The 24541-nt window shown below is 37.5% G+C and carries 23 protein-coding genes and 1 pseudogene; 12 read left to right on the forward strand and 12 right to left on the reverse strand.

Annotation, left to right across the window (positions count from 1 at the left end):
* Positions 1-213 precede the first annotated feature (213 nt).
* Entirely contained in the window at positions 214-1155 is a 942-nt protein-coding gene (locus tag ACYU0V_RS04515; protein ID WP_130120330.1) for a hypothetical protein, read from the reverse strand.
* A 246-nt stretch (positions 1156-1401) separates the two neighbouring features.
* Between ACYU0V_RS04515 and ACYU0V_RS04520 the strand changes: the two genes are divergently transcribed.
* Positions 1402-1890: a YaiI/YqxD family protein gene (locus ACYU0V_RS04520; protein ID WP_461849221.1), complete on the forward strand. Its 489-nt coding sequence runs from the start codon at positions 1402-1404 to the stop codon at positions 1888-1890.
* A gap of 7 nt (positions 1891-1897) precedes the next feature.
* Positions 1898-2806 carry a DMT family transporter gene (locus tag ACYU0V_RS04525; protein WP_005067734.1) on the forward strand — a complete coding sequence of 303 codons (909 nt, stop codon included), beginning with the start codon at positions 1898-1900 and terminating at the stop codon, positions 2804-2806.
* A 29-nt stretch (positions 2807-2835) separates the two neighbouring features.
* On the opposite strand, the pseudogene ACYU0V_RS04530 reads toward ACYU0V_RS04525, so the two are convergent.
* A pseudogene (locus ACYU0V_RS04530) lies at positions 2836-2937 on the reverse strand (PilZ domain-containing protein); the annotation flags it as partial.
* Between the two features lie 128 nt (positions 2938-3065).
* Here ACYU0V_RS04530 and ACYU0V_RS04535 point away from each other — a divergent pair.
* The 3 genes from ACYU0V_RS04535 (at position 3066) to ACYU0V_RS04545 (ending at position 7496) form a co-directional block, all read left to right on the forward strand.
* Complete coding sequence (locus ACYU0V_RS04535; protein ID WP_004790618.1) at positions 3066-4301, forward strand: lipoprotein-releasing ABC transporter permease subunit; 1236 nt, start codon at positions 3066-3068, stop codon at positions 4299-4301.
* Positions 4294-4980, forward strand: coding sequence for a lipoprotein-releasing ABC transporter ATP-binding protein LolD (lolD, locus tag ACYU0V_RS04540; RefSeq protein ID WP_086265479.1), 687 nt, complete (start codon positions 4294-4296; stop codon positions 4978-4980). Before ACYU0V_RS04535 ends, lolD begins: the two co-directional genes overlap by 8 nt.
* Positions 4981-5063: 83 nt before the next feature.
* Positions 5064-7496, forward strand: coding sequence for a DNA internalization-related competence protein ComEC/Rec2 (locus ACYU0V_RS04545; protein ID WP_461849223.1), 2433 nt, complete (start codon positions 5064-5066; stop codon positions 7494-7496).
* On the opposite strand, the gene ACYU0V_RS04550 is transcribed toward ACYU0V_RS04545, so the two are convergent.
* The gene (locus ACYU0V_RS04550) at positions 7449-8432 is read right to left on the reverse strand and encodes a lysophospholipid acyltransferase family protein (RefSeq protein WP_461849225.1); all 984 of its coding nucleotides are present in this window, start codon (positions 8430-8432) and stop codon (positions 7449-7451) included. The genes ACYU0V_RS04545 and ACYU0V_RS04550 overlap by 48 nt on opposite strands.
* Positions 8433-8565: 133 nt before the next feature.
* On the opposite strand from ACYU0V_RS04550, the gene sppA reads away from it, so the two are divergent.
* Together sppA and ACYU0V_RS04560 are read left to right on the forward strand one after the other, a co-directional pair.
* Positions 8566-9582, forward strand: a complete 1017-nt coding sequence (gene sppA / locus ACYU0V_RS04555; protein ID WP_461849227.1) for a signal peptide peptidase SppA — start codon at positions 8566-8568, stop codon at positions 9580-9582.
* 19 nt (positions 9583-9601) lie between these two features.
* Positions 9602-10402 carry an alpha/beta fold hydrolase gene (locus ACYU0V_RS04560; RefSeq protein WP_086265475.1) on the forward strand — a complete coding sequence of 267 codons (801 nt, stop codon included), beginning with the start codon at positions 9602-9604 and terminating at the stop codon, positions 10400-10402.
* Positions 10403-10479: 77 nt separating this feature from the next.
* Here ACYU0V_RS04560 and purN read toward each other — a convergent pair whose 3' ends face one another.
* Positions 10480-11109: a phosphoribosylglycinamide formyltransferase gene (purN, locus tag ACYU0V_RS04565; protein ID WP_086265474.1), complete on the reverse strand. Its 630-nt coding sequence runs from the start codon at positions 11107-11109 to the stop codon at positions 10480-10482.
* Positions 11106-12176 (reverse strand): phosphoribosylformylglycinamidine cyclo-ligase, encoded by a 1071-nt coding sequence (gene purM / locus ACYU0V_RS04570; RefSeq protein ID WP_170249546.1) that lies wholly within the window; start codon positions 12174-12176, stop codon positions 11106-11108. Before purM ends, purN begins: the two co-directional genes overlap by 4 nt.
* 135 nt (positions 12177-12311) lie before the next feature.
* Here purM and cxpE point away from each other — a divergent pair, with 135 nt between their 5' ends.
* The 4 genes from cxpE (at position 12312) to ACYU0V_RS04590 (ending at position 18869) form a co-directional block, all read left to right on the forward strand.
* Positions 12312-13505: a chloramphenicol efflux transporter CxpE gene (gene cxpE / locus ACYU0V_RS04575; RefSeq protein WP_002118385.1), complete on the forward strand. Its 1194-nt coding sequence runs from the start codon at positions 12312-12314 to the stop codon at positions 13503-13505.
* 20 nt (positions 13506-13525) lie between these two features.
* Positions 13526-14224, forward strand: a complete 699-nt coding sequence (gene hda / locus ACYU0V_RS04580) for a DnaA regulatory inactivator Hda (protein WP_002118656.1) — start codon at positions 13526-13528, stop codon at positions 14222-14224.
* Positions 14225-14558: 334 nt separating this feature from the next.
* A complete protein-coding gene (gene rbtA, locus ACYU0V_RS04585) occupies positions 14559-16412 on the forward strand; it encodes a rhombotarget A (RefSeq protein ID WP_461849231.1) in 1854 nt (617 codons plus the stop codon).
* 15 nt (positions 16413-16427) lie between these two features.
* Positions 16428-18869, forward strand: coding sequence for a CSLREA domain-containing protein (locus tag ACYU0V_RS04590; RefSeq protein WP_461849233.1), 2442 nt, complete (start codon positions 16428-16430; stop codon positions 18867-18869).
* 102 nt (positions 18870-18971) lie between these two features.
* Here the strand turns inward: ACYU0V_RS04590 and ACYU0V_RS04595 are convergent, their stop codons facing one another.
* The 5 genes from ACYU0V_RS04595 to ACYU0V_RS04615 form a co-directional block, all read right to left on the reverse strand.
* Positions 18972-19361 (reverse strand): DUF3106 domain-containing protein, encoded by a 390-nt coding sequence (locus ACYU0V_RS04595; RefSeq protein ID WP_317807236.1) that lies wholly within the window; start codon positions 19359-19361, stop codon positions 18972-18974.
* Positions 19351-19671 (reverse strand): hypothetical protein, encoded by a 321-nt coding sequence (locus ACYU0V_RS04600; protein WP_068565547.1) that lies wholly within the window; start codon positions 19669-19671, stop codon positions 19351-19353. The genes ACYU0V_RS04595 and ACYU0V_RS04600 overlap by 11 nt, the downstream gene beginning before the upstream one ends.
* Positions 19661-20275: an RNA polymerase sigma factor gene (locus tag ACYU0V_RS04605; RefSeq protein ID WP_002118814.1), complete on the reverse strand. Its 615-nt coding sequence runs from the start codon at positions 20273-20275 to the stop codon at positions 19661-19663. Before ACYU0V_RS04605 ends, ACYU0V_RS04600 begins: the two co-directional genes overlap by 11 nt.
* Positions 20276-20434: 159 nt before the next feature.
* Positions 20435-21211 (reverse strand): TrmH family RNA methyltransferase, encoded by a 777-nt coding sequence (locus tag ACYU0V_RS04610; RefSeq protein WP_342063701.1) that lies wholly within the window; start codon positions 21209-21211, stop codon positions 20435-20437.
* A gap of 59 nt (positions 21212-21270) precedes the next feature.
* Positions 21271-22242: a class 1 fructose-bisphosphatase gene (locus tag ACYU0V_RS04615; protein ID WP_002118934.1), complete on the reverse strand. Its 972-nt coding sequence runs from the start codon at positions 22240-22242 to the stop codon at positions 21271-21273.
* Positions 22243-22427: 185 nt separating this feature from the next.
* Here ACYU0V_RS04615 and ACYU0V_RS04620 point away from each other — a divergent pair, with 185 nt between their 5' ends.
* Positions 22428-22613, forward strand: coding sequence for an NF038105 family protein (locus ACYU0V_RS04620; RefSeq protein ID WP_002118730.1), 186 nt, complete (start codon positions 22428-22430; stop codon positions 22611-22613).
* A gap of 50 nt (positions 22614-22663) precedes the next feature.
* Here ACYU0V_RS04620 and pal read toward each other — a convergent pair whose 3' ends face one another.
* Entirely contained in the window at positions 22664-23224 is a 561-nt protein-coding gene (gene pal / locus ACYU0V_RS04625) for a peptidoglycan-associated lipoprotein Pal (RefSeq protein WP_002118513.1), read from the reverse strand.
* Between the two features lie 27 nt (positions 23225-23251).
* Complete coding sequence (tolB, locus tag ACYU0V_RS04630) at positions 23252-24532, reverse strand: Tol-Pal system beta propeller repeat protein TolB (protein WP_016140256.1); 1281 nt, start codon at positions 24530-24532, stop codon at positions 23252-23254.
* Between the last annotated feature and the right edge of the window lie 9 nt (positions 24533-24541).

Below are 24541 nucleotides of genomic sequence, written 5' to 3' on the forward strand. Positions count from 1 at the left end.
AATGAGGGCTTTATTTATTAAATAAGTTATAAATTAAAAAGGCACTAAACCAAACTGGTGCATGAATATGGCAGCTAAGAACATACCCAAGACAAAAAAGCAAAACGCACCAGTATCGACCTTTACGCGCAGGCTACTGGATTGAATGAGGCTGGTAGTTTGTTCGGGTATAATCTTCATTCAATAACCTAATCATTAAAATATTAGTGAAATTCAATTAGTTTCACCCTTTTTAGCACAAATAGTCGCCTGAATCCAGATATTACCGCGAATATATTCGCCAATATTAAAGTTTTTATACAAATCGTTTTTGGTTGCAATGCGCACTAATATGGCAGGAAGATCATCTTCTAAAACCAAAGTAACATCATAAAGGGTATATTCTGCCCCCATAAATGTCATAGAGGTTTTGCCAACAATATTACCTTGGAACCAGGCTTCATCTTCTTGACCAAGATTTTCGCCATATAAATAAGCGACCATTTTAGAAAAATCAACGGTTACAGGTTCTTGATCTTCTGGAGTTTTTGGTTGCCATTCATTAATGAGTTCCTGTAAGTTTTCAGGAGCAACACCATTATGTTCAGTTAAAATTGCATTTAATGCACGGTGATGTTTAATAGAAGCTGGGTCATCAACAATAATTTTTTCACCTGCTGGAACAGGTTCTAATTCATAAGCCCATGCATTAAATTGGACTTGATAGTTTTGATTTTTGTCATATTGACAGTAGTTAACACTAAATAAACTATCAAATGCATAAACAGTTGTATTTTTATTTAGTCTTAAACTTAACACGGCTTGTGTAGCAGAGTCGCAAGTAATGATGCGTTCAATTTTTGCATTATATTGGTACGGACTTTCAAAACTTGGGAAGGCTGTTTTAAGCGCACGAGGTTTTTGGTTTTCAACAGCAATAATTTGATTGATGGTAACTTTTTGGTCTTGTGGACCTTGAATGAGCCAAAAAGATTGGTCCATGTCTTCTTCATGTTCACACAAACCCATTGGCATTACAGGTGCATCAAGTGCTAGTCCTAACCATTTTGGTACATCTGTTTCGGGATGGGACGTCAATAGATTCCAATGTTCTCCATGACTACCAAAATTTTGGTCATTTACTTTAATAACTTCTGGACTGTTTTGATTTTTCATAAGCACGATGCTGTTGGGTTCATATTACTTGTTATATTAAATCGAGGGTGTTTGCTATTTTTCAAGTCACCATATGTAAATTCTCTTGTAAAAGCGCGTATTTAGTCATTTAAAGGGAAGTGCGGTTTCTATTTATAAGTTAAAAGTACGTTTAACTTATAAAAAATTTAAATGTTGAAATTAAAAATCAGTTTAATCGTTATTTTTACTCACCTTTGAAAAGCATCTGTTAGACTAATATTTTTAGTGGAAATAGAGAATAACGTGCTGCCATTTAAGCTATGGGTAGACGCAGACGCCTTACCGAAAATTCTACGTGAAGTGATTTTACGTGCATCAGATCGTTATCAATTAGAAGTCATTTTTGTTGCTAATCAGAATGTTGGTATCACCCCTTCAGTACGCATTAAATCAATACAAGTTTTAAGTGGTGCCGACCAAGCAGATAAAGAAATAGTTGATCGTATGGTTGAAAATGACATTGTCATTACGCAGGATATTCCTTTGGCAGCTCAGGTGATCGCGAAAGGTGGAGTTGCTATTCATCCCCGTGGTGAAGTTTATACAACTGCGAATGTTAAAGCACGTTTACATCTGCGTGATTTCATGGATACACTCCGTGGTGCAGGTGTGCAAACTGGTGGACCGCCTCCTATTTCCGAGCGAGATAAACGTGAATTTTCAAGTTCATTAGATCAAACGATTTTAAAGCAAAAACGTAAAACAGCTAAGTGAGCGTCGCATGCCATCGCAAACCAATTTGGCTCTAACCTATGCCTTGTTAGTGTTTATCTGGGCAACCACTCCTTTGGCAATTGTCTGGAGTGTGTCTGATCTACATCTGATGTGGGCATTGTTATTACGCTTTTTTATTGCATTGCCTTTGGCTGTCATCATATTGTTAATTTTGAGAACACCTTTTCCGACGCATCGACAAGCAGTTCATAGCTACATTGCCGGATCTTTTAGCTTAATTGGTTCTCAAATTTTCACCTATGCCGCGACCCAATATTTAAGTTCAGGCATGATTGCACTTATGTTTGGTTTGGCGCCGATAATGGCAGGGCTTATTGGTCGATTTGCATTTGGCCAACAACTTTATAAGCTGCAATGGTTGGGTATGGCAATTGCGGTCTGTGGGTTAGCTATTATTTGTCTGAGCGGTGCGAATCAGCATGTGCATCCGTTTGGTATTGTCCTGATGCTAATCAGTGTATTTGTTTATTCGTTTTCAATTTTCTGGGTTAAGAAAGTTAATGCACAGATCCAGCCGATGGCTCAGGCAACAGGCTCTATTTTAGTGTCTTCTATTTTTGCTAGTTGTTTTATTCCATTTATTTGGCAATATGCACCAACACATTTGCCAGAAGCTAAATCTTTATTTGCCCTAATTTATACGGTACTTATGGCATCACTCGTTGCCATGTTCTGCTACTTCAAACTTATACAAAATATTCAGGCAACGACTTTATCTTTAACGACAGTAATTACACCAATGTTAGCGATGATCATTGGAGCTGCTTTAAACCATGAACAACTTTCAATTATGGTTTTTGTAGGTGCTTTCATTATCTTGTCTGGACTTTTTTTATATTTCTATAAAGACATTCAGGCAAATCGGAACTTTGCTCAACATATGAAGTCTAAATAGGAGAAGATTTGGGTAATTTGTTGAGCTTATTCATTAAATTGTTCTAATTCGTAGCGAAATGCACGATCAAATTGATCTCCCAACTTAACTAGTAGAAAATAGCGCAGCAATATAATATTAGGATTGTTAAGGATAAGTCAGAACTTACTGATTTTTAAACCTTAATACAGCATCTAACGGTATGGCCAAATAGTAGATGTGGGTGCAAGTTGCCATCAACATCTTATATTTTCCATCAATGACCTTGGATTTAGAAGGTATGTTTAAACCAATCTCACTGTATATAGGGTTGAGATATACTCGCGCAAGACGCAGTAATCATTTTATTTCTTTTATTGCATTGGTTTCGATGGTCGGTTTGACACTAGGTGTCGCTGTGCTGATTACAGTACTTTCTGTCATGAACGGTTTCGATCGCGAATTGAAAAACCGTGTGTTAGGAATGGTGCCGCAAGCAACAGTTTCATCTACACAAATCCTCACGGATTGGCCTGAACTCGTGAAGCGAGTTGAACATCATCCACATGTAACAGGGGTTGCACCTTTTACGCAATTGCAAGGTATGTTGACTGCGCAAGGGCAAGTCGCTGGTATTATGGTGACGGGTATTGACCCAAAATATGAAAAGAATGTCTCTATTATTCAAAATCATATTGTTGCCGGGAGTTTAGATTCACTTAAAAAAGGTGAATTTGGTATTGTGCTTGGTAAAGATATGGCTGATTCATTGGGCTTACGTCTAAATGATAGTGTGACATTGGTTTTACCTGAAGCAACACCATCTCCAGCAGGTGTTGTACCTCGTTTCAAGCGTTTTAAAGTGGTTGGTATTTTTAGTGTAGGCGCTGAAGTCGACTCTATGGTGGGTTATATCGCCCTATACGATGCTTCAACCTTATTACGCTTACCAGATGGTGCCCAAGGTGTCCGTTTAAAACTAGATGATATTTTTGCAGCGCCGCAAGTTGCTGACGACTTAGTCAAAAGTTTACCAAGCAATTTCTACGCGACGAACTGGACCTATACGCATGGTAATTTATTTAATGCCATTCAAATGGAAAAAACTCTAGTCGGTTTATTGCTTGTCCTTATTATTGTGGTTGCAGCATTTAATATTGTTTCATCATTGGTCATGGTGGTGACTGATAAAAAATCTGATATCGCAATTTTGCGTACATTAGGCGCTTCGCCATCCATGATTACTAAAATATTTATGGTGCAAGGCACCGTGATTGGGGTAATTGGTACAGTTGCAGGTACGGTTTTAGGTGTAATTTTAGCTTTAACCATTAGCGATATCATTTCATGGTTTAACAATGTGTTGGGCTTAAATCTATTTGATGCTTACTTTGTACATTACCTTCCTTCTTATTTAAGATGGCAAGATGTCACGATTATTGTGATTGTTTCTTTACTTTTAAGCTTCTTGGCGACTATTTATCCGGCACTTCGTGCTGCCAAAGTTCAACCTGCTGAGGCACTGCGCTATGAGTAAAATTGTTCTAGAAGCGAAAGAAATATATAAACATTTTGATGACGGTAAATCTAAAGTTGAAGTCATTAAAGGTCTTTCTTTACAAGTTGAAGCAGGGCAGTTTGTTTCTATTGTCGGTGCGAGTGGTTCAGGTAAAAGTACTTTGCTTCATGTGCTAGGTGGTTTAGAGCAGCCAACTCAAGGGCAAGTATTTTTAAATGGTCAGCGTTTTGATAATTTAGGTGAAGCTGAACGTGGTTTTCAGCGTAACCAATACCTCGGTTTTGTTTATCAATTTCACCATTTATTACCTGAGTTTTCTGCTCTTGAAAATGTCGCGATGCCTTTAATGCTTCGTGCAGATAGCCAATTTAAATCGGTAAAAGCGCAAGCTGAATATTTACTTGATCGAGTTGGGTTATCTCATCGTATGGATCATAAGCCAGGTGAGCTTTCTGGTGGTGAGCGCCAACGTGTGGCGTTAGCGCGTGCTTTAGTCACTAAACCTGCGGTTGTTCTGGCTGATGAACCTACAGGTAATTTAGACCGTAAAACAGCTCTAGGTATTTTTGAATTACTGACCGATCTTAAGAAAGAACTTAACATGGCAATGTTAATTGTGACCCATGATGAGCATTTAGCTCAGGCTGCTGATTCTATTTTGCACATGCAAGATGGACTCTGGGTGAGTAGTTCTTAAAAAATTGTCATTAAATCACATTGTTAAAGCCCACTGAGTTGGGCTTTAATTTTGCCCCTAAAAAGATAATGATATGACTTTAAATGTTAAAACTTATTTTAATGGGGTGGATTGGGGGTATTGCATTTATGGGGAGAGATATCCCTTTAATAATGCAATATGGGTGGGTAGGTAAAGTCTTGCTTGTTATGGGCTTTATTTTTTATATTTTTAAGAGAAATATTTTCTTAAATCGCCCCATATTAAAAGCCATTTACTGTCTAGTCTGTGCTATTAGTTTTTTTACTATAGGACATCAATATGCTCAGCATACCTTAAATGAAAGATTACAACTGCGACAAATGCAGCCTAAATCTTTAGATATTGTTGTGTATGTAGATCGTATAAGTGAAGAAAAAGAAGATAAGACGCAGCAACCCGTTCAGGTACTAGGGCAGTCCTTACATCCCGTCAATTGGCTTTTATATTTAAAAAATCAAAAAGTAAACTCAGCGTTAGATGAATCAAAATTACAATTAGGCCATTATTATCGAATTTCTGGCAAAACCAAACCTGCTCATAGTTACGCAGTGGCCGGTGTTTTCGACCAAGAACAATGGTTCATTCAACGAAATATAATGTCTGGTTTTAGTGTTCAGCATATTGAGCCTTTAAGCTCTGATGAAGTTTATCAGTTGGGTTATCAACAGCATTTAAAAGAGCAACAAAAATTCTTTAACAGACAAAAATTAAATATAGAAAAATTGCGTCTGACATTTAGATTAATATTAAAACAATCTCCTTTACAAAATAAAGGACTGTTATTAGCTTTATTAACAGGGGACGAAAGTCTTTTAAATGATGAGATTAAAAATCAATTTAAGAAATTAGGAATCTCTCATTTGTTGGCCATTTCAGGGCCTCATGTACTCATTTTTGCCATCATGTTCTCTTGGGGATTACATCAATTAGTACGACGATATTATCCGCAGCTTTATTTGCATCAACCTAAACAAATTTGGGCGATGATTCCATTATGTTTCGGTGTTTTGATTTATACGGCATTTGTTGGTTTTGAAATTCCCGCCTTACGAACTTTACTTTCAGTATTTTTATTTGCTTCTTTGTTATTAATTAAACTGCCTGTTAAGCCATTTTCACTCTTGGTTTACAGTGCAAGTCTGCTTTTATTTTGCGATCCTTTTAGTGTTTTATCGGCAGGATTTTGGCTCTCTTATGGTTCTTGCTTTATTTTATTACGGATTTATCAAACTATAGAGCAGGCTCCAAATCTTGTTTTAACTAATCTGTTATCTAGAATCATTCTTTTCAGTAAAATTTTAATTGAATCTCATGGCAAAATATTTATTGCTTTATGTCCTTTAATGCTGATTTTCTTCCAACAGATTTCATGGGTTGCCCCTTTTACAAATATTATTGCAGTTCCTTTACTCGGAGGTGTGATTGTTCCTTTAAACATTTTTGCTGCTTGTGTATGGCTTATTTTTAACCCATTCGGAAATTTACTTTTTCAAATTAATGATGTCCTGATTAGTATAGTACTGACGTGTTTTAATCTTTTAGAGAAATTATCTCTACCATTACAAGGCTTTAGTCTGACATCACTTGATTTAGTTTGCCTTAGCTTCGTTATTATTATCTTATTTTTACCGCGTGGAGTTTTACCAAAATCTTGGGGACTAATATGCTGTTTACCCTTGATCATTCCAGATAAGTCATCCCAGCAAATTCAATTAAATATTATAGATGTGGGACAGGGACAAGCTATTTTCTTGCAACACCCGCAGCAGACATGGCTCATCGATACGGGTGGGTCTTATGATGAGAAAGCCTTTAGTATTGGTCAAAATGTCGTGATTCCATATTTACGTCAAAAGGGAATTAAACAACTGGATCACGTCGTACTGTCTCATCTCGATCAAGATCATAGCGGAGCATTTCCTCCTATCGCTCAGGCTTTTCCTATTAAACAAGTCATATCAAATGAACGATGGACAGAGCAAATTAAAGAGCCATTTACTTATTGTCATCAAGGGCAAAAATGGCAATATCCACAGTTAGATATTGAAATCCTTTGGCCTAAAGAAAATGATTTAAACTTAGTTCTTTCTAATCAAAATCAATATTCTTGTGTGGTTTATATTCATTTAAAACAGATAAATGGCTATCAAAATTATTTAATCATGGGCGATGCAGGGTGGGAAGCAGAATATCAACTCATGAAAGAATATCCTGATTTAAAGGTAGATGTTCTGGTATTAGGTCATCATGGGAGTAAACATAGTTCGGCTTATGACTTTTTAGCGACTCTAAAACCAAAGCTTGTTGTTGCCTCTGCTGGCTTTAATAATCGATACGGTCATCCAAGTAAAGAAGTTTTAGCGAGAGTACAAGCACTTAATATTCCGTTTAAAAGTACAGTTGAACAAGGAACATTAAGCTTTGTATCTCGCAATCATGAGATAATTTTATATACTCGACGTTTCGAACGTACTTGGCTTCACAGGAATTTGTGAAGCTTCTGCTTTAAGCTTATCTACAATTTGCAGTGCTTCAGTCGGATCAATATTGTAAATATTATCTAAAGCAGGATTTGCTTTAAAACGTTTATAACTCCAGTGGTAGTGCTCAGGATATTGATGAATTAGTTGTTCAATTGCTTGATGGATGACATACGTTCCGTCATCTGCTGTACCTTCATAAATCCTCTCATCCATAGGCTCGATATGCATCGTAAAACCATCATTTTCATTACGAATCGCATAAAGGAATAAAGCTTTAGCTTTTGTTTTCTGGATAAGCTTGGCACTTAAATTACTTGAGGCAAGTGGTACACCAAAATAATTAATCATATCACCACCAACATTTGGTGTATGGTCAGGTAAAATTACAGTGGTTTCACCTTGTTTTAATGCTTTAAAAATTTGTCGAACACCAGTTTCATCGGTAGGAACCAAGTTAGCTTGTTCACGACTACGTGCTTCTCGAACAAAACGGTCTGCATCTACATTTTTTACAGGTTTATATAAAATTGTCATTGAGGTGAACTGGGCACACCATGCATTCATGATTTCCCATGTGCCAAAATGTGGAACAATTAAAACCACACCTTTTTTTGCCGCTAGTGCTTCATGAAAGTAATGTTCACCTTCAATATGATGAATTCTTGAAATATTCTTACTATTTGATGAGCCCCAGATACTTAAAAATTCAAAATATGAGGTTAACTCGTTACGAATAGCTTGTTGTGTAATGTCTATGCGTTGTTGTGGCGTTAAATGAGGAAGTGCGATTTGTAAGTTAAGTTCAATACTCTTTGAGGTTCTAGTAATTTTTAAAGTATTGACTAATCCTGCCAACATGCGGGCAATAAAACGTCCAAATTGAATTGGTTGGCGGCTAAAAGTTTTGAGTAAATAATAGTTCATGCTTTTTACATCTAGTTTGGTCATCTATCGCGGTAAAAAGGAGGCAACAAGTAAAAAAAGATAAAAATATTATAAATGAAATCATATTATTTAGACAGTTTTTATCAAATCAACGTATATAATGACATCATTTTAGATTGATTTGGATTGGAATTTTATGTCCGATTGGCCACCAAAACCACAAAATGAACCTATAATCCCTAAACAAAATGGACCAGAATGGCAAATTCTCGAGAAGGCTGTACTTGCTTCAGTAGAAGAGCAACGCCGTAGTCGCCGTTGGGGTATCTTCTTTAAAACATTAACTTTTATTTATTTACTGTTCATTATTGTATTAATGGGTAAAGGCTGTTCAACCAGCAAAGATGGATCAGCAGTAAGTAGCAGTAGTGCCCATTTAGCAGTGGTGGATATTGTTGGAACGATTGATGCTTCAAGCAATCAAGCTGTGAATAGTGAAGATACGAATAAAGCACTCAAACGCGCTTTTGAGGCCTCAAATAGTAAAGCTGTTGCACTAAATATTAACTCACCTGGCGGTTCTCCAGTTCAGTCTGATGAAATCTGGCAGGAAATTCGATATTTGAAAAAACAATATCCTGATAAGAAAGTCTATGCCGTTATTGGTGATATGGGTGCATCGGGTGCGTACTATATTGCTTCTGCTGCAGATGAGATTATTGTCAATCCATCAAGTTTAGTGGGTTCAATTGGTGTCATCATGCCTAACTATGGGATTACTGGTTTAGCTCAAAAGCTCGGTATTGAAGACCGCACTTTAACAGCAGGAACGAATAAAGACATTTTAAGTATGACAAAACCGATTGATCCAGCTCAGAAGCAGCATATTCAATCTGTTCTTGATAATGTTCATACTCACTTTATCACTGCAGTTAAAGAAGGGCGTGGCAAGCGCTTGAAATCGAATGATCCAGCTATTTTTTCTGGTTTATTCTGGACTGGCGATCAAGCAATTCAATTAGGTGTTGCTGACCGTTCAGGTAATATTACGAGCTTGATGCGCGAACTAAACCTTGATAATAAAGTTGACTACACAATTGAGCGTAACCCACTAGAATCTATTTTAGGTCGTATGGGTGCACAAATCGGGCAAGGGGTAAGTGAATCTATTGCTCAAGAAGTGCAGACTCGTCAAAGCGCAAAATTACAATAAATCTGTTTAGGATAGCGGTATGTCAACAAAACCAGTTATACACTTTGCTCATGCCAATGGCGTACCATCAAAAGTGTATCAAAAATTGTTTGACCAATTGAAAGGGGAATATGACGTTATTTATGTTCCCTTGATTGGTCCTGATAAGCGCTATCCTGTGACGAATCATTGGCCTGCTTTGGTTGATCAGGTTATTGATAGTATTGTGCGTCAAGCGAAAGGACGTAAAGTTATTGGGCTAGGTCATTCTCTTGGTTCCGTTCTAACATTGATGGCATCTTTTCGACGTCCTGAACTTTTCTCTCAAGTGATTATGTTAGATCCGCCTCTGATTTTAGGGCGATATTCGTTTGCTTTTCATATGGCAAAATTATTTCGCCCTAAATTGGTTGATGCGATGACACCAGCAGGTTTATCTGCACGTCGTCGTGAACATTGGGAATCGAGAGAGCAAGCGGCTGAATTACTGCGTCCTAAGGGATTCTATAAAAATTTTGATGAAGATTGTTTCCAAGCTTATATTGATTATGCTTTGAAAGAAGATCCAGTTCGTGGTGGAGTAACTTTAACGATTTCTCGTGAAGATGAAGTTGCAATTTTCCGTAAGAATCCTTCTTGGTGGTGGCTACCTATGCCAAAACCTAAGATGCCTGTGCATTTAGTTGTAGGGAAAGAGAGTGATTTCTTAAAAAGAGGCTTTCCTCAAATGGCAAAGCGAAAAATGGGAATTCCATTTACTGTAGTTGAGGGGGGACATATGTTTCCTCTAGAACATCCTACTGATACAGTAAATTCTATAAAGAAATTGATCAGCCACTAACTAAATTGATTTTTAAGTGAATAAAAAAGGACATGCTAGCATGTCCTTTTTTATTTTTTGTTTGTTAGTAAAATATTTTACCAGCTTGCAAAACGAATAGGGTCTTTTAGAACTTGATTACGGAAGTAGGCTTGTCCATCTTTCCATGTAAGTTGACCGTTACACAGCCACTCTGCAACTTGTGGGTAGATAAAGTGCTCAAGTGTGTGTACTCGATCTGCCAATGAGTCGACAGTATCATGTTCTTTAACTGAAATAGCTGACTGGGCAATAGATTGACCAGAATCCAGTTCAGCAGTTACAAAGTGCACGGTACAACCATGTAAACGGTCACCTGTGTTTAAAACACGTTGATGAGTATTCACACCTTTGTAAGCAGGCAGAAGCGAGGGATGTATGTTTAGCATTTTCCCTTGCCATTTGTTGACAAAGGAGGGAGTTAAAATGCGCATGAAGCCAGCTAAAATAACCACATCTACTTCCCAAGCTAAGAGTTGCTGATGCATTGCTTCATCAAACACTTCACGAGTTGGAAAGTCTTTATGGGAGATAACAGCGGTAGCAATATTAGCTTTTTCAGCACGCTCTAAGGCATAAGCATCTGCTTTATTAGACAGTACACCTACAATTTGCCCTGATAGATTTGCATCTATCAAGGCTTGTAAATTACTGCCGTTCCCAGAGACTAGAACAGCAATTTTTATCATGCAAAGATCACACGGATTTTTTCGTCTGCACCTTCCACTGACTCGGCATTTTCTTGGATTTGTCCAATTTTCCAAGCTTTTTCGCCTTGAGCATTAAGCACTTCAATTGCTTTTTCAGCATCATTTGCATCAACAGCAATAACCATACCTACGCCACAGTTAAAAGTACGGTACATTTCAAAGCGTTCTACATTGCCTTCGCGTTGTAGAAGTTGGAACAATTCAGGCCATTCCCAAGAAGATTCATCAATAACCGCTTGAGCACCATTTGGTAACACACGAGGTAAGTTACCTGGTAAACCACCACCAGTGATGTGGGCCATAGCATGAACATCAACTTGTTTGCAGAGTTCAAGAACTGGTTTTACATAAATACGAGTTGGTTCCATTGCGACATCAGCAAGAGGACGACCATCAATTGTTTGAGTTAAATCAACGTTTTTAACGTCTAAAATTTTACGTAGTAATGAGTAACCATTAGAGTGAGCACCACTTGATGCAACACCAATAAGTACGTCACCAGACTTTACTTTAGAGCCATCAATAATTTTGCTTTGCTCAACAACACCAACAGCAAAACCAGCAAGATCGTAATCTTCACCTTCGTACATGCCTGGCATTTCTGCGGTTTCACCGCCTACAAGTGCGCAACCTGCAAGCTCACAACCTTTACCAATACCAGTGACAACATTTGCAGCAACGTCAACATTTAAGTGACCAGTCGCATAGTAATCTAGGAAGAATAATGGTTCTGCACCACAAACTAAAAGATCATTTACACACATAGCCACAAGGTCTTGGCCGATTGTGTCATGACGATTGAGATTAAGTGCCAAACGTAATTTAGTTCCTACACCATCGGTTCCAGAAACTAAAACAGGTTCTTCATAACCTTTAGGAATTTTGCATAGTGCACCAAAGCCACCAAGACCGCCCATTACTTCAGGACGACTTGTACGTTTAGCGACTGACTTGATACGATCGACCAGTGCGTCGCCCGCTTCAATGTCGACACCCGCATCTTTGTAGCTTAAACCGGTATTTGGGGTAGAAGTTGAGTTGCTCATAAATGAAGTCTCCGCATTGGCGGCAGATTATAACCTGAATATACGAAACTCTTATGTTATTTATGCTCGAAAATGCTATCTTTAATAAAAATATTTTTTCATTTATAACGATTAAATCAAAAAAGGCTAGATTTTATGCAAGATCGTATACTGCGCCGTATTTTTTTACTCGCAGGTATTGTATTGCTGGTATGGGTGTTGTACTTACTCAAGCCTGTAGTCATTCCTTTTATCGGTGCTTTTTTCCTGGCTTATTTATTCAGTCCACTTGTTGATGTGCTGGTAAAAATGAAATTGCCTCGCTGGTTAGCAATTAGCGTGGTATTTGTTGGAATAGGTGTAACCTTAACTATTGCACTCTGGTATTTAGTTCCACTGATTTGGAAACAATTAGTTTATGCCCGAGATAGTATTCCAGCAGGTATTCACTGGATTAACGCTACCTTTTTACCTTGGGTGTCTTCGACATTTAATGTCCAGCAAATGGAAATTGACACAGAGCAGTTGTCTAAAGCTGTCATGGAATATGTCCAAACAAACTATAGCGCAGACAGCATTCAGGCAGTGTTATTAAAACTGGCTCAATCTGGTTTGAATTTTATTCAGATTGGTGGAACAGTTGTTTTAATTCCAATTATTGCTTTCTATTTCTTGCTTGATTGGGAACGTATGTTACAAAACTTACGTCGTCTCATTCCGCGTCCATATGAAGCAACTACTTTACAGATCGTTGGTGAATGCCATAGCGTTTTAGGGGCATTTGTTAAAGGTCAGTTTCTTGTCATGCTATTGCTTGGCGTAGTGTATGCAGTTGGTTTACAGCTCATCGGTTTGGAAGTTGGCCTGATTATTGGTATGGTGGCAGGGCTTGCTAGTATTATTCCTTATTTAGGTTTTGCCGTAGGTATTATTGCCGCTGTTATTGCCAGCCTGTTCCAGTTTGGCTTGGATTGGATGCATCTATTACTGGTTGGTATCGTCTTTATGATTGGTCAAGCGGTAGAAGGCTATATCTTACAGCCATTCCTACTGGGTGATAAAATTGGCTTATCTCCTGTAGCAGTTGTTTTTGCAGTATTGGCAGGTGCACAACTTGCAGGCTTCTTGGGAATGTTAATTGCATTGCCTGTTGCTGCGGTTATTGTAGTGTTGTTGAAGCATTTAAGAGAGAATTACGAAAGAAGCTCACTTTATGCTCCACCATCTACATTAGTGATCCAACATGGCGATATTGAGCAAATTCATGTACAAACCGAAAGCACTAAGCTTGATCTTGAAGTTAAAACACAGCAAGATACAGATGAACTAAAATCTCCTAACCAGAAATAATTTCAAGGTTAATTCAATATATGCGTCAACTCCAACTGGATATAGAACCTCAACTTGATGCTCGAATCAGTGATTTTTCGGGACCGGGTTGGGGGCATGTAGTCGATGCCGTGCGTCAACTACATGCTGGTCTGGTGAGTAGGTTCTATATTTACGGTGGAGCGGGGACGGGGAAGAGTCATTTACTTTCTGCAATTTGTGATTCTTATTTAGAAATAGGCAAATCTGCTATTAAAGTATCTTTGCTCGAACTTCTTGATGCACCTATTGAGGCAATTACCTCTTTAGAACATTATGATCTTGTTGCTTTGGATGATATTGAATCGATTAGTGGTGTGCCTCATTGGCAAAAAGCTGTTTTTCATTTAATGAATAATCATGAAGGACAACTGGTATTTTCTTCGCGTGTAGCACCGATTGAATTAAAGCTGGAATTACCAGACTTACAATCACGACTTACACAAGCTGTTAGTGTAAAAGTACCAAGTGGAAGTTTATATGCAGATCGCTATGCCTTAGTGACATCTGTAATGGCTAGAAGGGGTATCCACTTTGATCAACAAATTGTTGACTACTTATTATTACATGGTCCTCATCAAGCGTCTCTTTTACTGCAAACTGTTGCTCAGTTAGAAAAACTGCTCAAAGGTGAAAAAACAAAACTTTCTAATGCGACTTTAAGACAAATTTACGCTTTGATTGATGAATATCAACAGTAGACTTTCTAACTTAAGTTTGCTGTTTTGCTTAAATTAAACTCATACAATTAAAAAATGGCTTTCCCTACATAAGTTTTTTATTTCAGAATAGTTATATTTATATCTTCTAAATTTTCTTTTAATTTTTTAATACGCCACTTTTTTGTATTTAAAAAACTTTTCTAGATCTACGAAGCTTTTTGTAATCTAGCTCAAAAATGACTCTACAGACCGACCAAAATGTCTTGAGAAATTCTACTTCCTGTGACAAAGTACGCACAAAGGATGCGATTGCAAAAGCGGAAATTTTGCAATATTGACAAAGAAAAATGAAAAAAGATGTAAGGAGATGGGTATGCTCAAACGGAGCATTGCTTTTGCTTTATTGGCTGCTGCTGGACACGCTTATTCTGCCGATATTCAAGTCACAACTACAACTGATGAAGACGTCGATAACACGGTCTGTTCATTACGCGAGGCTGTAAAATTTCTAAATTATCGAGCCTCTTCCAATGCTGCTGATGTTGAAAAATATGCAAATGGTTACAATGGTTGTGGTAATAAAGACGCTTCATCAAATATTATTTTGCAACGTGATAAAGAATATTTATTAAATACAAGTATAACGATTGCAGCGCCTCTTACTATCTCAATAACTGAAAATGATTCCCCTTTTGAAGACACTGATCAACCAGGCTCCCATAACGCTACTATTAAAATAGCAAGCACTAACAGGCTATTTCACATAGATGATGGTAGTACAGAAAAGCCATCATTTTCCGTTTATTTCAATGATCTTAACTTACAGGGTGCTGGGTCGAAATCAAATGTTACTATCGGCGGTTTAATTCTAAATCACGAAAGCTTAACTATTCAAAACTCTCGATTAACTGATGGATATGCTAATGAAGGCGGAGCTATTTATAATCAGGGATTATTGACTCAAACAGATCAAACTGCTGGATCAGTTCGTATTATAAATAGCCTTATTCAAAATAATAAAGCAAATCAGGGCGGGGTGATTTATAGTGAACAGCCTTTGTATTTTATTACTCAATCAGTAATACGTGATAATGAAGTTAGTTTAGCAAGCGGATCACTTTTCTTCAGTGCAAATAAATTTAATGACGAAAGTACTGGGCAATATTTAAGTCGTCGAGCTATTGGATTAAGTAATAGTACGATTTTTCACAATAAAGTTGGTTTTATTGCCAATATTTACGATGGTATGTTTGTTAATAACATCACCATGATAAAAAATGATAAAGGCCTATTTCTTGATGCTCCGCAAGGTAATGCTTCTATTTCAAATAGTGTTTTAGTTGGTAATGCAGTCAATTGTCAAGCTAGTGCAACTGATAAAACAATTATACAAAGTAATTTGGTGACAGCAGAATGTAATCGAAATGCCTCATCAAAACTTCCTAATATTCTTTACCCTAGTAATGAAAGATTAATAGCAGGTAATACTGATGAGGGAATATGTGATGTGACATCAAAAGACGGATTGTTTTGTCCGTTTAGCACGCCTAAAGATAGTTTCTTAGGTTTTTTTAAGCCTCGATTGCTTGAGAGCTACACCACTTTAGCAGATTCCCTGATTATTAATAAAGGCCGCTTATACAGTGATGCTTCCTCAATTGGTTTAGCAAGTTGTGAGAGATTAGATCAAAGAGGAAAAAGACGTACTGGTTATGATGAGCTGTGTGATCTAGGTGCAATTGAATACATCTTAGATAGTGAAATTGCACCTGTTGGTCAGGATATTAGATATGGTCAAGTTGCAAAATTCAGTATTTTGGGTTCTCTCAGTGAAGCCGATTTAGTGACTCCAGCTACGTGTAAGCGTTTGTTTGGTGAGCGTCCAGATGGAAAAGAGTGGCAACCCGGGTGCTTGAAAATTGTGCAAAATAAAGATACCCCAGTTTCAAAAGGTACTTTAACTCTGGATCAGAATGGTAATGTGATTTACACGCCAAATGGAAATTGGCATGGGGCAGATATTTTTAGTATTCAGGTTGTGACGAGTGTAACTCGTTTTAATGAAGGCGTAGATTTTCAATATATCTCTATTCCAACGACAATTTCCCAAGCTCCTTTATCAGGTATTGAAGATAAATCTGTCAGTGCAGGTGGTGGAGGTAGTGTGGGAGGCGGGATTTTGTTGGGGTTATTGGGATTAATTGCATTACGCCGTCTCAAGTCATAATCAAGGATGACGACTATGAAAAAATATCAAAAAGCATTAGGCATCATTACTATTATTGCTGCGATTCCTTTAATGGCAGCAGAAAACGATACCATTATTAAAGTTAATACATTTGTAGATGAAGACCTCGATAATAATTTGTGTTCATTAAAAGAAGCTATTATTGCCGCTGAAAGAAGTACTTCATATCATGGTTGTATCTTACCTGCAATTAATACGAAATATGTGATTCAGCTTGAAAAGGGGACATATAATTTAGATGAAGAGTTGGTACCTAAAAATAATCTGACTATTCAAGGGCCTGAGCCGGTTGATTGGAGCAAGAAAGGTTTATTAAGTGGTAGTTATCCAGCACCCACAGCTATACAAACTCGTATAAATGCTGGAGGAAAATCTCGTATTTTTAATACAGCTGTTAGTAAACAGCCTTTGGCATTAAATAATATTATTTTAGAGAATGGTAAAGCTTCTGATGTGGGAGGCGCAATTTACGCTGGTGCAGATGTAGCTTTACAAAATACACAGATTTTAAATTCACAAGCAGCTCAGGGTGGTGCAATTTATTTAGGGGGAGGAGTTGCTGGCTTATCAATATTTCACTCATTGATTCAAGGTAATGGAACAAACGCTAGTAGAGGAAGTGTGGTTGCAATGAGCTGTATGTTTAATGGTTCTTATGCAATACGTACTATTTCATTTGACTCAAACACTATCATTAAAAATGGATCTACTGCTTCTTTAAGTGCCTTTGAGTTTTGTGGTACACCAACAATCAAATTTAATAACAACACAATTACTCAAAATATTGCTAGCCCGACTAATGGTACCGTTCTTAAATTTTCTGGTGATGCAGTTCCAACTCAAAATCAAACAACAAACCTCAGTTCGACAAGTAGCTTGACATTAATAAATAATACAATTGTTGAGAACTCTGCTCATACCATTTTTTTATATGACAAGTTAGGAAAAAAAGATTTAAGTTTTAATGTACTAGCTTTTAATTCAGGTTCTTTTGCATGTCGTTATTTATTAGGTTCTGCTACTGATCAAAAAGATGCTAGAATTTTATTAAAATTTAATGCGTTAAAGTTAAGTGGTAGTAATGAAAAATGTGACATGCCAACTGAAACTTTACCAGCTGGTCATACTAATATAGATGTGTCCTCAAAAATATTAAGCCAGTTATTAGAGCCGTCCAAAGAACCTAGTGATGAAACTACAGATTTCTTACCCATTTATTATCCAAAAAATAATCAGCAATCTGATGATTTAGTCGACGTAGATTTAAAAAATGAAGGAGGCTGTCTTTCATTAGATCAAAGAGGATTAGAAAGAGTTACTACTACAAGTACTGGTGATCAAACGGTTCTTAGTTCTGATAATAAATGTGATATTGGTTCTGTTGAGCAAGCAAGATTAGCAGTAAAAACTACAGCAGTTGATACGGGTTATGTTAATAGTTCACTTACCGATTTATTAGCTATTTATCAATATAATGTAGATCAAACAAAAGCAGATTTGGCAAATCCTATTTTGTCATATAAGGAAGCTGCTTTAAAGATTGATTTGGCAACTTTTGAAAACTTAGTTAATCAGACTAAAGCTAATTTAAAGTATAGAGGAATTTATATAAACCTTAAAAACTATTATTCTACGTTTAAAAATGGTAATCTGAGAGAAATTAATATTATACCTTATGAAAATAGTAATCATGTATTTGTTCCGTTTAAACCTGATGATTATGATATTGATGTTAAAGTTATCGGTAAGGGGCAAACACCTGAGACAGCGAAAGAAGATAATATTAAAAGCTTAAAATGTGAGTGGAATTCATCTCTTCAACAAATCCTTTTATATCGTACAGATGATGCTCCTTCCGGAGATGATTTCGAGTTTTGTCAATATACACTCACTCTAAAAGCAAATAGAAGTATTACTGCAACAGGTATGGTTAAAGCTTCACTCATTAATATAGCCCCTGTTTCAGGGAACGGCACAATAACATTTAAGTATTTGGCGAATGAAATAATTCCTTTAAATTTACTTAAATATGCGAATGACGATGGAGATGGGCCTACTAATACACTTATTACAAAGCCTACTAAACCTCAATTTGCAGACTTACCTATTTATTTACCAAGCAAAGTATCAGAAGATGGTATTTTCACAGTAGTGAAAGCAGATCGTGAAGGTCCATGCCCTGGAAATGATAGTAAGAATACATGCTATGGTGGTAACGTTTATATCCAAGCAAAAAATGTTTTTAATACTTTTAACGATAGATTAACTTACTACGTATATGATGCTGATGGTGAAAAATCAAATGAAGGTACTATTAATTTGGTAAGTACTGCTACGACTACAGATGATACACGTGGTGGCGGCGGTGGTAGCTTCGGGATTTTATCTTTAGCCTCTTTACTTAGTTTAGCAGTTTATAGACGCTACCGTAAATAAACTTAAAGAATAAAAAGGCCTCCAATCGGAGGCTTTTTTATAAGAAATAAGATCAAATAATTAAGTGAATAGATGTCTTATCTTTGATAACTGAATAAGAGGTTAGTGTTCTAAATACTTATTCATGTATTCTTCACGAATTGCTGTTCTTTCTTCGCCATTCGCTTTAAGCATCCGCTGGCGTAAATCATTACGCTCTTGCGTACTCATTTTTTGCCATGCTTCACGCATTTTTTGTTTTTCAGCTTCAGGAAGTTGAGTAAACCAGTCCATACGTTGCTGTAAGTTGGTGCTTTGATTTGCTGGTAGCTCTTTTAAACTCTGGTAACGTTTAATGACTGCACGTTGCTCTTCTTCGGAAAGGGCATCCCATGTGTCATCGACTTGTGCATTGGCATCTTTAGAAAAAATCCAAAAGCGTTCAAAACCTGCAAAACTTGTCTGCAAGAAACTTAATGAACACAGGATAAGCGCTAATTTTTTAGCTGCCATGTTGTACTTTATCCTCACCCAACACCATTAACATCTCTAAATCTTCCACCATTTGTGGAGATAATTTAGGATTTACGATCACTTGATTTTGTGGCTTATCCACAATCTCGACTGAGTTAGGCAGAATTACAAAACCTGTAATTGCTGCGGCAAGTGCGAAACCAGTCATTTTCCAGACACTATAATAAGAGGCTGGTTTTTGTTGAATATGGTCAAGCACATGATTCATGACCACTGTTTTATTTTTATGGTGATCTGCCAAACTATCAAGTTTGCATGTCACCTTTTTAGTGAAATCATCATGATTCATCAGAACCTCCCAAGGGATTTAAATGTGCCAAGTATTCTCTAAGTCCCTGAATTGCTCGGTGATAATGGGTTTTCACACTACCTTCGGTACAGTTCATGATCTGAGCTGTTGTATGGGTGTCAAACCCTTCCCACGCACGTAACATAAATGCCTGTTGTTGACGAACAGGTAGTTTTTCAATCGCTTCCCGAATTTCCTCTATCGTTACCGCTTGATCGAGAAAATCTGCAGGGTTAATGGCTTTTTCATCAACTACATCGATAACTTCGTCGTCGTCATTATCCAGACTAACTTTTTTGAAGAATGAAAATGGGTTTGCTCTACGAGCTTCTTTGCGGCGCCAATCCTGAAGTTTGTTATTCAAAATAGTGTAAAACAGGGGATACCATTCTTCAGTACTTTTATCGGCATAAGATTTGTGTAAAGCAATAAATGCTTCTTGTACCAAATCCATCGCAATACCTTGTTGACCTTGGGTAGCACTCTCCATCATCACCAAAGCACGACCAGTAACATCTTGCATAAAAACTTTCAGGCGTTGCTCAGCCGTGCTGGCATGAGCACTAGATGTTTCCGATCGAGACTTTTTCGGTGCTAAATCCATGGAGATGGAAAATCCTGTCATTGGACATACCCACCTTATCTTCAATATATCTCTTATATAACGTTGAAAAGAGGTGGGAGGTTGACAACAATCGGTTATTTTTTACTAGTGTAATTGATTTTTTTCACAAATATGTGCAATGTAAAATAAATTAACGTTTTATTGGCGTTGGCGAACCATCTCAAAAAAACAAATAGATCCTGCAATTGCCACGTTTAATGACTCTTGTCCACCCGGTTGAGGAATAGTCACTGATTGTGCGTAATCTAACGCGTAATCGCTTACACCTTGACCTTCATTTCCTAAAATCCACACACACGGTTTAGAAAGGTCTTTTGAGTAAAGACTGGTTGAGCGATGAGAGCTAGTAACAAAAACCGGGATTTGGAATTTTGGAAGGATATCTGTCAGCTGGAAGTTTTCAAAACAATGTAAGCTAAAATGAGCGCCCATACCTGCTCTTAAAACTCGCGGTGACCAAAGTGATGCAGAGCCTTGTGTGCAAATGATTTGTTTAATATTTGCTGCTGCTGCTGAACGTAGCAAAGTACCTACATTACCCGGATCTTGAATATTTTCTAGAATTAAGGTGTCTACATTGTAGTCGATAGTTGATGCAGTTTTAGGTAAATCAATAATCGCTAAGCAAGGTAAGCTTGTACCTAATGTGCTCAAATCTCTATATAAAACTTCACTAATAACAAAGATATGGCCTTGATGTAGCTCTGTTATTTTCTTTAAATCTTCGTGTTCTAATGCTTGTTCTGTCGTGAATAAAGAAAAAATCTTCTTTTGCTGTTGTAACCACGCCAAACAAAGATGTGTGCCTTCAAGAACGGTTTGTTGGTGCTTTTTTCGGGCGTTACTGAGTTCGATTAATCCACGCAAATGTTTAATTTTTGCATTGTCTTTTGATTCTAAAAAAATAACCGCCATAAGAAAATATCCAACAAAAGGGCACCATCATACTATGATGCCCTAAGTAATTAAAATTATTAGTGGTAGCTTGTTACGCGTTCAACTTCATTTTTAGAACCAATGATTACAGGTACACGTTGGTGAAGTTCTGTAGGTTCAATCTCTAGAATGCGTACACGGCCAGTAGTTGATGCACCACCTGCTTGTTCAATGAGCATACTCATTGGGTTCGCTTCATACATTAAACGTAAACGACCTGCTTTTTTCGGATCTTTTAAGTCGTATGGGTAAAGGAAAATACCACTACGACATAAAATACGGTGAATATCACCCACCATACATGCTACCCAGCGCATATTGAAATCTTTTTCACGAACAGATGTCTTGCCTGCGAGTAATTCATCAATATATTGTTTTACTGGTTGTTCCCAATGACGCTGGTTAGATGCATTAATAGCGAATTCTTGAGTATCTGCTGGAACTTGTACATTCTCATTAGTAAGCAAGAAGGTTTGAGTTTCTGGATCTAAAGTAAAGAATGCTACGCCATTACCTACAGTTAAAGCCATCATAGTTGATGGACCATAAAGCACATAACCAGCAGCAACTTGCTGTGTACCAGCTTGCATGAAATCGTTTGCTTGTGTTACTGCATTTTTTGCAGGCAAAATAGAGAAAATCGTACCTACACACATATTGATATCAATATTGCTTGAGCCATCTAATGGATCAAATAAAACGAGGTATTTACCATTTTCTTGTGCAGGTGTGAACTCATCAAGCTCTTCAGAAGCGAGACCGCCTACGTGCGGGTGTACTTTTAAAGCATCAATTAAGTAGTCATTCGAAATCACATCCAGTTTTTTCTGTGTTTCACCCTGAACATTTTCATTGCCAGCACTACCTAAAATACCAGCCAGAGCACCTTTTTGTAATGCTTGGTCGATTGTTTTACAGGTCGTGGCAATAGTATCGATGACTTGAGCCAACTCAGGTGTTAGATTCCCTTTTTGTTGTTGTAAAAATTGGGACAAAGTGAGGTTGGACATAAAAAAACGCTCCTGTGCTTCAAGCATCAAAATGAGTCAGATAAATACGTGGCATATTCTAGATGAGAATGTCACAAAATAAAAATTATCTTACTTTATTTGTGTTGGATTTATGCTTACAAGCCCCAATTAAAATGGTATGTTGATTGCATTACAAAGGATTGTATATTTTTAGGAGAATCGAAATGACAACAAAGAAGTTTGATGCGACCCCCACGGCAGGTGAACCAATCAATCTAGATGAAATTTCGAAAGAAAATGTTCAGGAAGCTTGGAAAGATTATGAGGCAAAACCTGAATATAAAGATTTTAATAAGCATGATTTGATTGAGTCCATGCAACATCCTGAAGAAGAAAAGAAATCTTCTTAAGTAATAAAAAAACGCTCATATTATTATGAGCGTTTTTTTATGCATATCCCTTATTTTAATAAAGGAGGGACTGCTTCGTAATTAATCTCAACGCGGCGATTTTCTTTCCACGCTGATTCATCATGTCCCGCATTAACAGGAGCTTCTTTACCATAACTTACAGCTTCAAGTTGCTGCGGGTTTACACCATTGGTAATTAAATAGCTTTGTACAGCTTTAGCACGACGCTCACCTAAAGCCATGTTGTATTCACGTGTACCACGTTCATCTGTATGGCCTGTTAATGCAACTTTTGAATTTGCATTTGCGATAAGGAACTGAGCATGAGCTTGAAGTGTTTGGTAGTCTTCAGTAGATAAATCGCTGCTGTCATAATCAAAGTGAACAACGCGTTTAGCCAAAGCCGCTTTATTTGCTTCAGTTACCCCTTTAGATGAAGCACCTGCCAAATTTTGAGCATTTAATGCAGCATCTTCACTTAAACCAGAAGTGTTTACCGTGCTTGGATTTGTACCAGTCGTGGTAGTCGCTGCAGGTTTACGGCTAGCACAGCCCGTCATCACAAGTGCTACGCTAAGAAAGGGTAGAGCTAAATATTTGATTGATTTCATGATCATCTCCGTCAATGGAATTAAAAGTTATTTTGGTGCCCAGGCTGGTTCACGTACTTCACCTTGTTCGCTTGGTAAATTCATACGGAAACGTCCATCAGTAGACATAATAGACAACAAGCCACGGTTGCCTTCACGAGTTGCGTAGACCACCATTTGCCCATTTGGTGAGAAACTTGGTGATTCATCTAAACTAGTTGGGGTAAGAATATTGGTGATGCCAGTATTAATGTCTTGAATTGCAACTTTATAACTGCTGCCACTTGGGCGATGAACAAGTGCAATCTTTTTGCCATCTGCACTCAGAGTTCCACGTGCATTAAATGACCCTTTAAATGTTAAACGCTTTACTGAGCCATCAGCAAAGGTATAACGATAAATTTGGGCAGAACCACCACGGTCAGAAGTGAAAATAAAGGATTTTCCATCTGGTGTATAACGTGCTTCTGTATCAATTGCCGAATCATTTGTCATGCGTTTGACTTGGCGAGTTGATAAATCCATTTGATAGATTTCAGGGTTGCCATTCATAGATGCTGTAAACAGCATTGATTGGCCATCTGGTGAGAAACTTGGTGCGCCGTTTAGGCCTCTGAAACTAGTAAGAACTTCACGTGTTCCAGTTGATAAATCCTGTAAATAAATTGCTGGACGTTTAGTTTCAAAAGAAACATAAGCAATTTTTTTAGCATCCGGTGTCCATGCCGGAGAAAGAATTGGATCACGAGACGATAAAACAGTCTTTGGTTGTTCACCATCCGTATCTGCAATTTGTAGTGTATAACGCTCGGCAGGTGTTGCAGGGTTTCTTAGTACATATGCAATACGGCCGCTAAAGTCACCTGGAATGCCAGTAAGGGCTTGATAAATAGCATCACTTACCATATGGCCAGCTTGACGTATGCGTGAAGCAGGTACATTTAAAAGTTCATTTAAAATGTATTGTTGCTTTTGTACATCATAAAGTTGGTAGTGAACTTCAAAACCTGTCGCTGTTTGTTTAATTTGTCCAGTAACTACATATGGAATACCAGCAGTTTGCCAGTCAGAAGCTTGAATCTGATTGATAGCAGCATTGGCAGGTAAATTTTTAGATGAGCTTGTAAAGCGCCCAGAACGGTTTAAGTCTGTTTCAACAATAGGATAGAGCCCATTGTCATTGGTAAACGGGACAATAGCAATTTTGGGTGCCTGATCTGGTGCTTTGGCAATTTCCAGATATAACTGGGCAAAAGCAGTGGTAGAAGCAATAGGGCTTAAGGCTGTGATCAGTGCTAAAGATAGCAGGTGTTTGCGGCTCGTATTCATAAGTTTAAA

The sequence above is a fragment of the Acinetobacter sp. X9 genome (assembly GCF_054889255.1).